Origin of the sequence: Fervidicola ferrireducens, assembly GCF_001562425.1 — a bacterium.
Classification (GTDB): domain Bacteria; phylum Bacillota; class Thermosediminibacteria; order Thermosediminibacterales; family Thermosediminibacteraceae; genus Fervidicola; species Fervidicola ferrireducens.
In genome coordinates, this window is record NZ_LOED01000006.1 from 40792 (window position 1) to 56293 (window position 15502).

Here is a 15502-nt window from a genome sequence, read left to right on the forward strand (position 1 = left end):
AGGGGGGTAACTTCAGTTACCCCCCTCACCTTGATGGAGGATGGCATGAGTAAAATTGGAATAATAGCAAATCCCGCCTCAGGTAAGGATATAAGAAGGTTGGTAGCTCATGCGACGATAATAGATAACAACGAAAAAGTAAATATCGTAAAAAGAATAATACTGGCATCCCAGGAGCTGGGAATTGAGAAGATTTATATAATGGCTGATACTTTTAATATCGGTTACAAGGCGGTGAACGACCTCGTTTATTTAAAACAATTGAAAGCTGATGTGCAAATACTGGACATGCCTCTAACTGCCGGATTCAGGGATTCTATGGTTGCCACCAGTATGATGGAGGAGAAGGGCGTCGGCTGCATAGTGTCTTTGGGCGGGGACGGAACCAACAGGGCCATTGCCAAGGTTATTAAGGATACGCCACTGCTTCCGATTTCAACCGGCACCAATAACGTCTACCCATCGATGATCGAGGGTACAGTGGCCGGCATAGCTGCGGCTGTTGTAGCTTCAGGTCTATTTGACAAAGCTGCCACATGCAATAAAAACAAACGAATAGAAGTATATAAAGGAAGGGAATTGGTAGATATTGCCCTAATAGATGCTGTCATTTCCAGGGAGAGCTTTGTCGGCGCAAAAGCTATATGGGATCAGGAAAGTATAACCGATATATTTGTGACCAGAGCTCATCCGGCTTCAATAGGGTTTTCTTCAATAGTGGGCTATAAGGAAATAATTGATGACGGGGATGACGTTGGGGCTCACGTGCAATTGGGGGCAGGAGGTGAAACCATCCTGGCGCCTATTGCTCCGGGGATTGTGAGAAAGATAAACATAAAGAAATTTAACCTGCTAAAGCTGGATGAAGATTATATTTACAATGCCGAGAATCGAGGTATTATAGCCCTTGATGGTGAAAGAGAAATACCCGTCAGGGCAGGTGACTGTATTTTATTCAGGATTTCAAGGAACGGACCTTATCAGGTAGATATCAGGAGGACTTTAGAAATAGCTCAAAAATCTAATTTTTTTAGAAAGGTGTGATGGCGTATATGGCGGTTTATATAGTAATGCCAAAACTTGGTCTCACAATGAAAGAAGGAACTTTAACCAAATGGTTGAAAAAAGTGGGGGATAGAGTAGCAAAAGGGGAAGAGGTAGCTGAAGTTTCCACCGAGAAAATCACAAATGTGGTTGAATCTCCTGCAGATGGTATTCTGGGGAAAATTTTGGTGAGTGAAGGCGCTGTTGTACCTGTAGCTACTCCGATCGGCATTATCCTGGCTGAAGGCGAAAAACTCCCGGTAGAAGATGAGGCAGGTCCCGCAAATACTTCTTCTTCCACAGTAGCTGTACAGGCTAGCGAGCTTGAGACACCGGAAGTGGAAAAGAATCAGGAAAAGTTTGTAAAAGCCACACCTTTGGCTAGAAAGATTGCAAAAGAGAACAATGTGGATCTTTCCCTCATTGCTGGCACCGGACCCGGTGGCAGAATTACCGAGGAAGACGTAAGGAAATATATAGAAAATAGAATGAATGTAAAGAAAGAGAGCCCTGCGGTGGTTGAAGAAATCACGGGATCTGTAAAGAAAGTACCGATGGACAATATGAGAAGGGTCATTGCCGAAAGGATGAAAAATAGCTGGAATAGCGCTCCCCATGTCACGGAGAATATTAAGGTTGATGTTACCGAACTTGTTAAGTTTAGAGAAGAGCTTAATAAGTTTGCGGATGAGAAATTTACTTATACCGACTTAATAGCTAAAGCGTGTGTGCTTGCACTCAAAAGAAACCCTGTAATAAACTGGTCTATTGAAGGAGAGTATATAATCCAGCACGAAAAGATAAATCTCGGAATAGCAGTCGCTCTAGAAAATGGGTTAATAGTTCCGGTGATAAAGGATGCCGGGTCAAAATCCCTCACGGAGATCTCTAAGATGATAAAAGACCTGAGTGCTAGGGCCAGGGAAAACAGATTATCTCCCGAGGAAATAAAAGATGGCACGTTTACCATAACGAATCTCGGCATGTACGGTATAGATAGCTTTACGCCTATTATAAATCCGCCGGAAAGCGCTATATTGGGAGTTAACACGATATACAAAGAACCCGCAGTGGTCGGAGACAGTATCACTATAAGACAGGTTATGATGCTGAGCCTGTCCTTCGACCACAGACTTATTGATGGCGCGACGGCTGCCAAATTCCTGATGGATCTCAAGCGTATACTGGAAAATCCTGCAGCACTGGCTCTGTAGAGATTTGGATTTTACGGGGTGAGGTGGTAAAGCATGGACTATAACGTAATAGTAATAGGGGGCGGACCCGGTGGTTATACGGCAGCCATAAGGGCGAGTGAACTGGGAGCAAGGGTTGCCCTGGTAGAGGAAGATTCATTAGGGGGCACATGCCTGAACAGGGGGTGTATCCCTACTAAGGTTTATGCGCACGCCGCATCGATAATAAATGAAATAAAAAAGGCCGGGGAGTTTGGTGTAGCATCCCAGTATACTCTCGACGTGGATAAACTGAGGGCGAAAAAAGAGAAAGTGGTAAAAAGGCTCGTAGACGGCGTGGGCTATCTGATGAGGGCGCACAACGTGGACGTCATAAAAGGCAAAGCCAAATTTCTCGACAGAAACACAATACAGGTGGATAGGAAATACACGGCGGAAAAATTCATCATAGCTACAGGTTCCAAAGCACTGATTCCACCGGTGCCGGGTATTGACCTTCCCGGGGTTATGACCAGTGACAGGGCCCTCGAGCTGGAAAGGGTACCGGAAAGAATCGCGATAATAGGAGCGGGGATAATAGGGCTGGAGTTTGCCAATATATATAGCTCGTTGGGTAGCCAGGTCACTGTAATAGAAATGCTGCCGGAGCTGTTGCCCATGGTAGACAGGGACATAGCCGGTATATTGCAGAGCGCTCTTGAAGATAAGGGAATTGAGCTATATCTCAACAGCAGGGTTGAAAAGATAGAAGAGGGCCCGATAGTGGTGTTTACAAAAGGCGGGAATACCGAACGGCTGGAGTGCGATGCGGTACTGGTGGCAGTAGGAAGGGTAGCAAACGTGAACGGCGTTGAAGCGCTCAACCTGCAGATGGAAGGAAAAGGAATAAAAGTGGATGACTTTATGAGGACGAATATTGACAACATATACGCAGTGGGAGATGTAACGGGAGGAATACAGCTTGCCCACGTGGCAGCCTATCAGGGTATAATTGCAGCTCACAATGCCGTTGGGGAAAAAAGGAAGGCCGACATGAAGGTCGTGCCGAGCTGCGTATACACGGAACCGGAGATCGCGTGGGTGGGGCTGAATGAGACTCTTGCCAGAAAAAAATACGGGGATATCAAAGTAGGAACCTTTACCTATTCGGCCTCAGGCAGAGCGCTGACTATGGGAGAAGATTATGGCTTAATAAAGATAATAGCCGAAGCAAAATACAACCAGATAGTGGGAATGGAAGTTATCGGCAGGGATGCTACGGAAATAATACACGAAGGCACGCTGGCTATAAAGGAAGAATTTACGGCAGAGGAAATAGCGGAGACGATACATGCGCACCCGACCATATCGGAGTGCATAAAGGAAGCGTGTGAAGATATATTGGGCAGACCTATTAATAAATAACTAAAGTAAGTTTTAAAATAATACACACATAGAAAAGGCAGCGAGAAGCTGCCTTTTCTATGTGCGCCTGGCATGGGCGTTAACTCGGTGGTGAAAGTCCACTGCAGGCGAGGGCCTGACGAGCTTAATCGAACGCTATCAGAGACTTTGTCAAGCTTGGTGAACTGGCCGGATGCGGACCCGCATATCCGGTGGTGGGTGAGGGGAAGGGTGTTACTCACCCTTTCCTACTTGATACCTGACAGTAACTAGCCTTTCATATTAAATTACCCCCTTTACTCATCTAAAAATAGGCATAAAAGTTGTAGCCGGCAAATATTAATTGAAAATAAGACAATCATTACAGATTTAAAGGGGGTAGGTCAATTGAGTTTTTTCGGTTTGTTCCTATGTCTTGCTGTCTTTGCCATTGGAGATATCTTGGGAGTAGGGACCAGGGCCAAGCTGTCGTCGGTATTTGTGGCATTGATGCTGTTTTTGATTGGATTTTTAACAGGTATTTTTCCAAAAAATATTATAGAACAGGCTGGGCTTAGTCAGATAGCTAAATGGGCATCGCCATTCATTATTTTTCACATGGGGACCATGATAAATTTTAAAGAACTGATTAAGGAATGGAGAACGGTCGTATTGTCTATAATAGCAATGGGGGTAGCTGCGATCTCAATTTTTGCTGTGCTTCCTATAATAGGAAAAGAATCGGTTATTGTGAGTATTCCGATAATTAACGGTGGTATTGTGGCAACCCAAATAATGACCGAAGGAGCAATGGCGAAAGGGTTGTCGCAGGCTGCGGCTCTCGGAGCAATTATATACGCCGTGCAAAAATTCGTGGGGACACCGCCGGCATCAATTTTTGGATTGAAAGAGGCTAATATCCTTATTGAAAAGTACCGCGGGGGGTTGATTGAAAAAGGAGCATCATCTGTGGATGAAGGTCGTGAAAATAGACAGAAAAATAAAGATGTAAAATTCTTTTATCAAAAATATGATAAATACTTTACTCCTTTTACTTGCCTGGGAGTTACGGCCTTTTTTGCCTGGCTGTCTAGGTTTCTCGAAAGCTTAACTCCGGTTAATTACTCAATTTGGGCTTTGCTGCTAGGTGCAATTATGGGATACATCGGTCTTGTCCCGCCTAAAATATTGGAAAAAGGTAATTCCGCCGGTTTATTGCAAATGGCTATTTTTGCAAGCATAATACCTTCATTGGCGGACATAAACATCTTGGACCTTGCAAAACTCAGCTTACAGACTGCATTTATTTTTGCAGTGGTGCTAATAGGAATATTTATCTTTATTTATTTGTTGCCCTTGTGGAAAATCGTCGGCTCGAAAAATTTGGCGGTTGGAATTTCCATGGCCCAGCTGTTAGGTTTTCCCGCAACTTACTTGATTGCGAACGAAATAGCCACGGCTGTTGCAAAAAACGAAGAAGAAAGGGAACTCATCCTCAGTAAAATAATGCCCGCTTACGTGGTAGCGGGTTTTGCATCTGTAACCACATTGTCGATCGTGGTAGCGGGTATTTTCGTGAAGTTTCTTTAATTAAAAGGGAGGTGCTATATATGGAATTTGACTTACTCCAATACAATTATCCTTCCCGGAGAAACGTGGTTATGGCCAAAAGGGGTATGGTTGCGACTTCCCAGCCCCTTGCTGCTCAAGCGGGACTTGAGATTTTACGAAAAGGCGGAAATGCTGTGGATGCCGCCATTGCTACAGCTGCGTGCCTTACAGTAGTCGAGCCTACCGGCAATGGGATAGGCGGGGATGCTTTTGCGATAGTATGGTTTGAAGGAAATCTCTATGGCCTCAATGCCAGCGGGCCGGCACCGAAAGAAATTTCAGCGGAAAAACTGCGCGAAATGGGAATAAAGGAAATTCCAAAATACGGCTTTATACCCGTTACGGTTCCGGGGATTCCCGCGGCTTGGGCTGCGCTTTCGAAGAGGTTTGGCAAGCTTCATCTTAAAGAAGTTTTGGAGCCGGCCATCAAGTATGCCGAAGAAGGATATCCGGTCTCGGTAAACGTAGCAAAACTCTGGAAAAAAGCTTACGATACATTCGCAAAGCTTGAAGGTGAAGAGTTCAAACCCTGGTTCGAAACTTTTTGCCCCGATGGGAAGCCCGTGAAAGCCGGGGAGATATGGAAGTCGAAAGCCCATGCAAAGACCCTTATTTCCATTGCGGAAACCAATGCAGAATCCTTTTATAAAGGGGAATTGGCCGATAAAATCGATGCATTTTCGAGAAAATACGGTGGATTCATCAGGAAGGAGGACCTGGCTTCCTACGAACCGGAGTGGGTAGAACCCATAGGCGTAAATTACCGAGGATACGATGTATGGGAGATTCCGCCAAACGGTCAGGGCGTTACGGTGCTTATGGCCCTAAATATCCTGAATGAGATGGAATTTGACGCAAAAGAAACGGTAGATACGTACCACAAGCAGATTGAGTCAATAAAACTTGCCTTTGCTGACGCTAAAAAGTACGTTGCAGACCCTAGATTTATGAAGGTGTCGGTAAAAGACCTGTTGAGTAAAGAATATGCGAAAGAAAGGAGAAAATTAATAACTGAGGAAGCATTGATGCCCGAAGCCGGGAAGATGCCAAAAGGAGGAACTGTCTACCTTGCAACCGCCGACGGCGAAGGGAATATGGTTTCGTACATTCAGAGCAATTATATGGGATTTGGTTCAGGGCTTGTGGTGCCCGACACGGGGATTGCTTTGCACAACAGAGGAAACAATTTCAGCCTTGAGGAAGGCCACGTAAACTGCATAGCACCGGGCAAAAAACCTTACCACACCATAATTCCCGGCTTTTTGACGAAAGACGGCAAGGCCATCGGTCCCTTCGGAGTCATGGGGGGATTCATGCAGCCCCAGGGACATCTGCAAATCATTGTCAATATGATAAACTTCCATTTAAATCCCCAGGATGCCCTTGATGCTCCAAGGTGGCAGTGGGTTAAGGGGAAAACCGTACACGTGGAACCGGGCTTTCCGGTAAATATAGCGCAGGCCCTCTCCAGGAAAGGTCACGATGTCGTGTACGAAACCGACTCTATTAATTTCGGAAGAGGACAAATTATATGGAGGAAAGAAGATGGGGTGCTGATTGGAGGTACCGAGCCGCGCACCGATGGACATATTGCTGCCTGGTAGTGATTATATTATTGAATCCCGCCTCTTTTGTAGAGGCGGGATTTTTTTAATAAAAAAGGATTGAAGGGAGAAAGATAATAAAGGGTGGGAAGAGTGGACCGGGCGAGAAATACTTTTCTAGAAATAACAAAAAAGAGTTTAGTATTGACGATGGTAGTTACCTTATTTTTACTATTTTTAGAAAAGGATGGTTTACTGGCGAGGGGATTTATTTTAGGGGCCTCTCTTTCAAATTTAAAATTTCTACTCATTTACAGAGAACTTACAGGGCTTGCTTCCCGAACGCAAAAGGAGGCGGTATTAATTGCTGTCAAGGGATTCTTGTTGAGATTCTTCGTGACCTGCATCTTTTTAATTTTCGCTTTAATTTGTGATGAAAAGTTTTTTATTGCGTCGGCTACAGGCTTGATGGTGATAAAAATCGCCATCTTGTCAAATACTATCCGGTGGAGGCAAAAAAGATGGAGTTCTTCCCGCGGGTAGTTTTTTACCTCAAGTTTCTGGATTATAAAGTGCCCATTACGGAAACGGTAGTCGTCACCTGGTGTGTAATGGTTATCCTTATGGTTTTTTCATACTTTGCGGGGAAAAGCGTGGGCAAAGAAGAAGGGACCTTGCAAAAGGTATGCGCTGTTTTTTACGAGGCGATGGAGGAAGTCCTCAACGAGACTATGGGCGAGACTGCTTCCACTTATATTCCCTATATCGGAACACTTCTGGCATTTCTTTTATTGTCGAACCTGTCAGGACTCTTCGGAGTAAGACCGCCTACTGCGGACCTTTCAACGACCCTGGTGCTGGCCTTTATAACCTTTTTTCTGATACAAAAGGAAAGCATAGGGCGTAAAGGTCTTCTAGGGTATATAAAAAGTTTTTTTGAACCATCACCCGCCCTTTTTCCATTGAATGTAATAGGTAGTTTTTCCACTCCGGTATCTATGGCTTTCAGGCTTTTCGGCAATATACTCGGCGGTCTAATTATAATGAATCTCGTGTATTCTGCCCTTCCATTATTCGTTCCCGTGCCCTTGCATTTTTACTTCGACATTTTCGCTGGGATACTTCAAGCTTTTATATTCGTCATGCTGACAGCCGTGTTTATAGCAACGGCCGATTAGAAAAAATTAAAGGAGGTCAATTTTATGCCTGCAATCGACGGTAAAGCTCTGATACTCGCCTTCTCGGCCTTGGGGGCAGGGATGGCCATGATAGGAGGGTTAGGTACCGGTATCGGGCAGGGAATAGCCGCAGGGAAGGCGGCGGAAGCGGTGGCCCGCCAGCCCGAAGCCCAAGGAGACATCATTAGGACGCTGCTTTTAGGCGATGCGGTGGCCGAAACCAGTGCCATATATTGCCTGATAATAGCCTTGATACTCATCTTTGCAAACCCGCTTGTCAGGTTGCTTTAAGGTTAAGGGAGGGAGTGCCTGTTGCTCTTTAACGTCCCGACAGCTATCTTTCAACTTGTGAATGTAGCAATATTGTTTTATTTCATGAAAAGGTTTTTCTTCAGGCCTTTAAGCGATTATCTGAAAAAAAGAGAAGAAACAATAAGGGGCAGGTTTGAAGAAGCCGAAAAACGGCTTAAAGAAGCGGAGGCCATTTACGAGAGGTACAGGGAAAAAATTGAAAAAGCAAATCAAGAAGCCCGAGAAATTATCGAAGCTGCGAATAGCCGGGCGAAGGTCATAACGGAAGAAGCGGAACGAGAAGCAAGGGAAAGGGCAAGGCTTCTCGTCGAAAGGGCTCGGGATGAGATCGAACGCGAAAAAATAAAGGCCCTCGCTGAGATAAAGTCAAAAGTAGCCGAACTTTCAATTAAGGTGGCCTCAAAAATAATTGAGGAGAGGCTAACTCCTCAGGAGCATCATCACCTCATAAAAACGGCCATCGATAGATTGGGTGAGGAAAAATGGCTGCAGTAGGTGGTGCATATGCAAAAGCTTTTTTTTCTTTGGCAAAGAGAATGAATAAGGTTGAAGACTCTAAAGAGCAGCTTTCCCTCGTGATAAGGATAAAAAAAGAATCAAAGGCCTTCAGAGATTTTCTTCATCATCCGGAGATTAAAAAAAATGAGAAGAAAAGAGTAGTGACCGAAATGTTTTCAGGGGTTTTATCGCCGCTCATGATGAACTTCTTTTTCCTTTTGATTGACGACGGGTTAGAACGTTTTCTTGAGGATGTATTTCGTGAATACGTGGATTTATGCCGCAAATATGAAGAATCTCGAATAGCAAGGGTGATAACGGCAGTAGAATTAACTCCAGATGAAGAAAAAGCGCTGAAAGATAAACTCGAGGAAATATATGGGAAGAAAATAATAATGAAAAAAGAAGTTAACCCGGAAATTATAGGTGGACTAGTCGTCAGGCTGGGTTTTCAGGTGATCGATGCCAGCATCAGGACCAGTCTTGAAAATATAAAGGCAGTGATAGAATGGTAGATAAAATAAATCGGGATTTAAATTTAAATGAATTGATAACGACAATAGAACGGAGAATCCTCGATTACCAAAAAAAATTGGACGTTGAGGAAACGGGGTACGTGATAAGCGTCGGCGATGGAATAGCCAGGATATACGGGTTGAATAAGGCCATGGCAGGAGAATTGATAGAGTTTCCAAGGGGCATTTTTGGCATTGCTATGAACCTGGAAAAAGATACGGTGGGATGCGTGCTTCTCGGCCCGGATTCACTGGTGAAAGAAGGGGACGAGGTTCGAAAGACAGGCAGGATAGCACAGGTGCCTGTGGGAGAGGAATTGTTGGGACGGGTCGTTAACGCATTGGGAGAACCTCTAGATGGGAAAGGACCAATAAATACCAAAAAGACAAGGCCCATCGAGCACCCTGCTCCCGGAATACTAGAGCGAAAACCGGTAAACACCCCCCTCATGACGGGGATTAAAGCCATAGATGCGATGATACCCGTAGGACGGGGGCAACGGGAGCTCATAATAGGCGACAGACAGACCGGGAAAACGGCCATAGCGGTGGATGCCATACTTAACCAGAAAGGAAAGGGTGTTTACTGTATTTATGTGGCGATAGGTCAGAAAAGTTCAGAAGTGAGTCGGATAATCGAAACTTTAGAAGAACGGGGTGCTATGGAATATACGGTAGTTGTAGCGGCTCCCGCAAGTGAAAGCGCATCCCTTCAGTATATAGCGCCTTTTTCGGGATGTGCCATAGCCGAAGAGTTCATGTACTCCGGCAAACACGCCTTAATAGTATACGACGACCTTTCAAAGCACGCCGTGGCTTACAGGGCCGTGTCCTTGCTTTTAAGAAGACCGCCGGGACGGGAAGCATTTCCCGGGGACATATTTTACCTGCATGCCCGGCTGCTCGAAAGGTCGGCATGCCTTAACGAAAAGATGGGGGGAGGCACGATGACGGCTTTGCCCATAGTGGAAACGGTGGCCGGCGACATATCGGCTTATATTCCAACCAACATTATTTCCATTACCGACGGGCAAATTTATCTGGAACGCGAACTTTTCAATGCGGGCGTGAGGCCAGCTATAAATGCAGGTCTTTCGGTTTCAAGAGTGGGGGGAGCAGCTCAGTATAAAATCATGAAGCAGGTGGCAGGGAGGGTGAGGCTGGAGCTTGCTCAGTACAGGGAACTTGAGGCATTTGCCCGATTCGGCCTGGAACTTGACAAAAAGACCCGGGAAAAACTTGCCCGGGGAGAAAGAATAGTGGAGATTTTAAAGCAGGGCCAGTATGAACCCCAAAATCTTGAAGAACAAATCCTCTCCTTATATGCGGTGACTCACGGGTACTTAGATGATGTCCCCGCTTCCGATATAAAGCGGTGGGAAAGGGAAATGCTGGAATTTGCAAGGACATCACGCCAGGAAGTGCTTAATGAAATAAGGGAAAAAAAGGAAATGGATGACGGACTGGAGGAAAAGATAAAGGGAACTTTAGAAGATTTCAAAAAGAGATTCGTTATTTCAGAAAATGTCCTCCGTGATGAAGCTGGCGAAAAAGAAAAGGCTGTGGTTCCTCACGGGTGATGCTGTAAGGAGTGTCATTAAATGTCAGCGGTAAGGGAAATAAAAAAAAGAATTATTGCCGTAAAAAATATACGAAAAATAACGGGGGCACTGCATCTTATTTCTTCCGTCCATCTTAAAAACGCGCAAAAAATATTGGAAAATTTCAGGCCCGTATATGAACGCATGAAAGAAATGGTTTCCTTAATTCCCTTTGAAGGTTGGGAGATAAAGGAAAGGTCCGTTTTGATAGTTATATCGGGCGACAGGGGATTTGATGGCGGATACAATGCGTCGGTTTTGGAAGAAGCAAAAAATAAAGTTCAAGAATTGGGAAAACCTGTATTGCTGACCGTTGGGAAAAAAGCGGAAAAATTTTTTAAAGAACGAGGATTTGAAGTGGCTTTAAACGTGGGAGAAATTTCTAAAAAGTTGCATTGGGATGCCCTCGAAGACCTGGCGGAGTTTTCAATTGAGCATTTCATCAGTGGAAGAGAAATTTTTGTAACTTACACCAGATTTACAAACCCCTTCGACATAAAGCCGCATACGGAGCGCATTCTTCCACCTAAAGCGGCAACAAAAGAGGGTTTTTATTTTTCTTTCGAACCCGAGCCTCGGGAACTTTTTTGGCATATCGCAAGGTTTTACTTTAAGGTATGCGTTTATGACTTTCTACTGAATTCATTCTTAAGCGAACAATATTTGAGAACAAGGGCGATGGAAACCGCGACCGAAAATGCGGACAACCTTATAGAAGAACTGACGTTGGAATTTCACAAGGAACGAAAAGCTTTGATAACAAGGGAGATAGCGGAAATAGTAGGCGCAGAGAATCTAGGTGGAGGGGAAGGCTTTGGAAGGTGAAATAATCAAAGAGTCTTACGGAAGGATTGTATCGATTGTTGGCCCCGTGGTGGATGTGCATTTTGAAGGTGGGGAGCTGCCATCCATCCACACGGCCCTCGTAGTTGAAGACGAATCCTTAGGAAGACCTCAGGAAGGTCCGAGGAATAACGATGTCAATAAACCCCTGAAGGTAGTGCTGGAAGTTATGCACCATCTGGGAGATGATACCGTAAGAACTATTGCCATGTCCAGCACGGATGGCCTCGTCCGGGGAATGAAGGTGAAGAATACTAAAAAGCCCATCGAAGTGCCGGTGGGAAAAGAAGTGCTGGGCAGGGTTTTCAACGTCCTGGGGGAACCCATAGACGACGTAAGGGGTGTAAAAGTAAAAGAACGCTGGCCCATCCACAGGAAAGCTCCTCCTTTAGAGGAACAGGAAACCCGCGAGGAGATTTTCGAAACCGGCATAAAGGTGCTGGACCTCCTGGCCCCGTATCCCAGGGGTGGGAAAATAGGTCTTTTTGGCGGTGCCGGAGTAGGCAAAACGGTACTTATTATGGAACTTATAAGGAACATCGCTATAGAACACAAGGGTTATTCGGTATTCGCGGGGGTGGGGGAAAGGAGCAGGGAAGGTAACGAGCTATGGTTGGAAATGAGGGCTTCGGGAGTCCTTGACAAGACGGTACTGGTTTTCGGTCAGATGAACGAACCGCCGGGGGCGAGGATGAGAGTGGCACTGACTGCGCTTACCATGGCCGAGTACTTCAGGGACGAACTGGGGCAGGACGTGCTTTTGTTCATCGACAATATATTCCGTTACATCCAGGCGGGTTCCGAGGTTTCGGCGCTCCTCGGCAGGATTCCGTCGGCGGTAGGTTATCAGCCCACGCTGGCAGAAGATGTGGGGATGTTGCAAGAGCGGATTACTTCCACCAGGAAAGGGGCAATAACTTCGGTTCAGGCGGTGTACGTACCGGCTGACGATTTGACAGACCCCGCTCCTGCCACAGCCTTTGCACACCTGGACGCTACCACGGTGCTTTCCAGGCAGGTGGCGGAGCTCGGATTTTACCCGGCGGTTGACCCTCTAGATTCCACATCCAGAGCATTGGACCCGAGGATAGTGGGAGAGGAGCATTATTCGGTGGCCGAAGGGGTAAGAAAAATTTTGCAAAGGTATCGGGAACTCCAGGATATAATAGCGATTCTCGGCATGGAGGAACTTTCAGAAGAAGATAAGCTCGTGGTGTCAAGAGCCCGAAAAATTCAAAGGTTCCTCACCCAGCCTTTATTTGTGGCCGAGGCCTTTACGGGCACTCCAGGCAGGTACGTAAAGCGAGGGGACACGGTAAGGGGTTTTGCGGGAATTATAAGGGGGAAATACGATGATCTTCCGGAGTCTGCTTTTTACATGGTAGGAACTATTGAAGAGGCTTTGGAGAAAGCAGAAAGAATAAAGGGGGATAGAAAGTGACTTTTAGATTTATCATGTTTTCTCCCAGCGGTTCTGTTGAGCATGACGTTACAAAACTCATATTGCCGGGGCTTGAGGGCGACATTGGTGTGCTTGCCCGGCATGCCCCGGAAATTATAGCCCTGAGAGCAGGAAGGTTAAAAGTGCTCGGGAACGATTTTGAAGAATATTATAGTGTGGGAACGGGGTTGGTCAAGGTGCTCCCGCGCGAAACAACGGTCATAACCGAATATTTCAAAAGGGACGGAGCATAAAAAATACAATTTATGGCAATAATCTTTAATGAATAACCTGAACCGGGAGGAGATATTTGTGAAATTTATGAAAATATTTGTCATATCGGTTTTTTTTATGCTGGTAAGCCCCTTTTCGTCATACAGCATGGTTGAGGAAGACCTTTTGGTGAGAGCCTTAACAGCTACCAACGTCCAGATTGAATCGTTCGATGTGGCGGACTGGTCTGTAATAAATAGGGACTTTATGGAGTTTTCAGACATGAAGAAAATCGCAGAAAACGTTTTTCGAATTTTTCAAACTATAGATGAAAAATTTACCATGACCCAGGAATCAGACAATATGTACAGGGTGGTTATACTGGAAAGTCTCCTTTACGATGGAAATTACGTTAGGATAGTGGTACAGACCGTAAAATTGCCCGAGGAGTTCGAGAAAGAACCTCAGACTTATCTGGCGATCAGCGTGACCGGCAGTGATGTAAGAAAACTGAAAGATATGAAGCAAAAAGTAGCCTGGGCTGTTACATCAAGCGGAGGGCAATCAAGAATTACCACTTGCCTTGCTGGGGCTATTTATGGTAAACTTAATCGGATAGAACAGGACAAAATTGCAAGGAGAATACTCGAAGAGCTCAAGATAAAAGAAGTGGAGAAGATGGAAGACCTCGAAATGCAAAACTTTATTGGTTACAGCCCGCTTATCCCGGATAGCCTTGAAATAATGGGAAAAAAGTACAACGTGAATATAGCCGTAAGAGATAGTGACCAAGATGACAAGACTTATATCTGGTTGGGGGTACCGGTTCTTTCGATTGAATATTAGATTCGGGGGGAAAGAGATTGGCGAGTTTCATAATAGAAGGTGGTGTAAGCCTTAAAGGAACTGTAAGAGCCAGCAGTGCCAAAAATGCCGTTTTGCCCGTAATGGCTGCAGCGCTCCTCGCGGATGGGGAGTGCACGATAGAGGATGTTCCTGAACTTGAGGATGTCAGGGTCATGAGGGAGGTACTCCTCGCCCTGGGGGCAGGATGCGAGAAGGAAAACGGAGCTTTGAAAATAAATTCGTCTAATATAAATGCCGTCGAGGCCCCTTATGAGCTTGTAAGGAAAATGAGGGCTTCTTTTTTGGTGATGGGACCGCTTTTGGCGAGATTCGGAAGGGCGAAGATATCTTTGCCCGGTGGATGTGCCATAGGGAGCAGGCCTATTGACTTGCATTTGAAGGGTTTTGCCGCCCTTGGAGCCGAAATAGAAATGGGGCACGGCTTTGTGGAAGCTAAATGCGAAAAACTTAAAGGGAACATAATTTACCTTGACTTTCCCAGCGTAGGCGCTACCGAAAACATCATGATGGCCGCCGCCATGGCCGAAGGCCAAACCGTCATAGAAAACGCCGCCAAAGAACCGGAGATTGTGGACCTTGCAAACTTCCTGAATTCCATGGGGGCTCATATCAGGGGCGCGGGTACCGACGTCATAAAAATAGAAGGGACCAAAAGCTTAAGAGGGATTTCATATACCGTAATACCTGACCGGATAGAGGCGGGGACGTATTTGATAGCCGGTGCCATTACGAATGGAGACGTGCTTGTGGAAAACGTGGTGACGGAACACTTAAAGCCCCTTATCGCCAAGCTCGTTGAGAGCGGGGCGGAACTTGAAGAAAGCGAGGAAGGCGTGAGGGTTGTAGGAAAGGGAAGGCCCAGCCCGGTGGATGTAAAGACCATGCCGTATCCGGGTTTTCCAACCGATATGCAGGCGCAGATGATGGCGTATCTCAGCCTTTGTACCGGCATAAGCGTGATAACCGAAACCGTGTTTGAAAACCGGTTCATGCACGTCGAGGAATTGAAGCGCATGGGAGCCAAAATTAAGATAGAAGGAAGAAGTGCAATTATTGAAGGGGTAGAGAAGCTTACGGGAGCTCCTGTGAAAGCAACGGACCTTAGAGCGGGGGCCGCGCTGATATTGGCCGGTCTTGCAGCCGAAGGCAAGACGATAGTATTAAACGCCCATCATGTAGACAGAGGCTATGAAAATATCGTTGAGAAGATAAAGGGACTCGGTGGGAAAATAGAAAGAGCCGATTGAGGCTCTTTTTTTGTTCGGATTCATCATATTCCC

17 protein-coding genes are annotated in these 15502 nt (G+C 45.7%); all 17 read left to right on the forward strand.

Features of this window, described 5'->3' with window-relative positions; translation table 11 throughout:
• Nucleotides 1–45: 45 nt before the first annotated feature.
• Entirely contained in the window at nt 46–1044 is a 999-nt protein-coding gene (locus AN618_RS03775) for an ATP-NAD kinase family protein (protein ID WP_066352376.1), read from the forward strand.
• Nucleotides 1044–2258, forward strand: a complete 1215-nt coding sequence (locus AN618_RS03780; protein ID WP_222926289.1) for a dihydrolipoamide acetyltransferase family protein — start codon at nt 1044–1046, stop codon at nt 2256–2258. The genes AN618_RS03775 and AN618_RS03780 overlap by 1 nt, the downstream gene beginning before the upstream one ends.
• A gap of 33 nt (nt 2259–2291) precedes the next feature.
• On the forward strand, nt 2292–3641 hold the full coding sequence (lpdA, locus tag AN618_RS03785) for a dihydrolipoyl dehydrogenase (protein ID WP_066352279.1): 1350 nt from the start codon (nt 2292–2294) through the stop codon (nt 3639–3641).
• 72 nt (nt 3642–3713) lie between these two features.
• The gene (locus AN618_RS13020) at nt 3714–3893 is read left to right on the forward strand and encodes a hypothetical protein (RefSeq protein ID WP_157081615.1); all 180 of its coding nucleotides are present in this window, start codon (nt 3714–3716) and stop codon (nt 3891–3893) included.
• A 114-nt stretch (nt 3894–4007) separates the two neighbouring features.
• Nucleotides 4008–5189, forward strand: coding sequence for a hypothetical protein (locus AN618_RS03790; RefSeq protein ID WP_066352287.1), 1182 nt, complete (start codon nt 4008–4010; stop codon nt 5187–5189).
• 20 nt (nt 5190–5209) lie between these two features.
• A complete protein-coding gene (ggt, locus tag AN618_RS03795; protein WP_066352289.1) occupies nt 5210–6814 on the forward strand; it encodes a gamma-glutamyltransferase in 1605 nt (534 codons plus the stop codon).
• A gap of 84 nt (nt 6815–6898) precedes the next feature.
• Nucleotides 6899–7297, forward strand: coding sequence for an ATP synthase subunit I (locus AN618_RS03800; protein WP_157081616.1), 399 nt, complete (start codon nt 6899–6901; stop codon nt 7295–7297).
• Nucleotides 7276–7932 (forward strand): F0F1 ATP synthase subunit A, encoded by a 657-nt coding sequence (locus AN618_RS03805; protein WP_066352291.1) that lies wholly within the window; start codon nt 7276–7278, stop codon nt 7930–7932. The genes AN618_RS03800 and AN618_RS03805 overlap by 22 nt, the downstream gene beginning before the upstream one ends.
• Nucleotides 7933–7956: 24 nt before the next feature.
• Nucleotides 7957–8223: an ATP synthase F0 subunit C gene (gene atpE / locus AN618_RS03810; RefSeq protein ID WP_066352292.1), complete on the forward strand. Its 267-nt coding sequence runs from the start codon at nt 7957–7959 to the stop codon at nt 8221–8223.
• 21 nt (nt 8224–8244) lie between these two features.
• The gene (gene atpF, locus AN618_RS03815) at nt 8245–8739 is read left to right on the forward strand and encodes a F0F1 ATP synthase subunit B (protein WP_066352294.1); all 495 of its coding nucleotides are present in this window, start codon (nt 8245–8247) and stop codon (nt 8737–8739) included.
• Nucleotides 8727–9257, forward strand: coding sequence for an ATP synthase F1 subunit delta (atpH, locus tag AN618_RS03820; protein WP_066352296.1), 531 nt, complete (start codon nt 8727–8729; stop codon nt 9255–9257). Before atpF ends, atpH begins: the two co-directional genes overlap by 13 nt.
• Nucleotides 9251–10837: a F0F1 ATP synthase subunit alpha gene (atpA, locus tag AN618_RS03825; protein WP_066352298.1), complete on the forward strand. Its 1587-nt coding sequence runs from the start codon at nt 9251–9253 to the stop codon at nt 10835–10837. The genes atpH and atpA overlap by 7 nt, the downstream gene beginning before the upstream one ends.
• Nucleotides 10838–10858: 21 nt before the next feature.
• Nucleotides 10859–11683, forward strand: a complete 825-nt coding sequence (locus AN618_RS03830) for a F0F1 ATP synthase subunit gamma (protein ID WP_066352301.1) — start codon at nt 10859–10861, stop codon at nt 11681–11683.
• Nucleotides 11673–13142, forward strand: a complete 1470-nt coding sequence (gene atpD / locus AN618_RS03835; protein ID WP_245628384.1) for a F0F1 ATP synthase subunit beta — start codon at nt 11673–11675, stop codon at nt 13140–13142. Before AN618_RS03830 ends, atpD begins: the two co-directional genes overlap by 11 nt.
• Nucleotides 13139–13396 (forward strand): F0F1 ATP synthase subunit delta/epsilon, encoded by a 258-nt coding sequence (locus tag AN618_RS03840; protein WP_066352303.1) that lies wholly within the window; start codon nt 13139–13141, stop codon nt 13394–13396. Before atpD ends, AN618_RS03840 begins: the two co-directional genes overlap by 4 nt.
• A 67-nt stretch (nt 13397–13463) precedes the next feature.
• Complete coding sequence (locus AN618_RS03845) at nt 13464–14201, forward strand: YwmB family TATA-box binding protein (RefSeq protein WP_245628387.1); 738 nt, start codon at nt 13464–13466, stop codon at nt 14199–14201.
• A 17-nt stretch (nt 14202–14218) separates the two neighbouring features.
• A complete protein-coding gene (murA, locus tag AN618_RS03850; protein WP_066352307.1) occupies nt 14219–15469 on the forward strand; it encodes a UDP-N-acetylglucosamine 1-carboxyvinyltransferase in 1251 nt (416 codons plus the stop codon).
• The last annotated feature ends 33 nt before the right edge of the window (nt 15470–15502 follow it).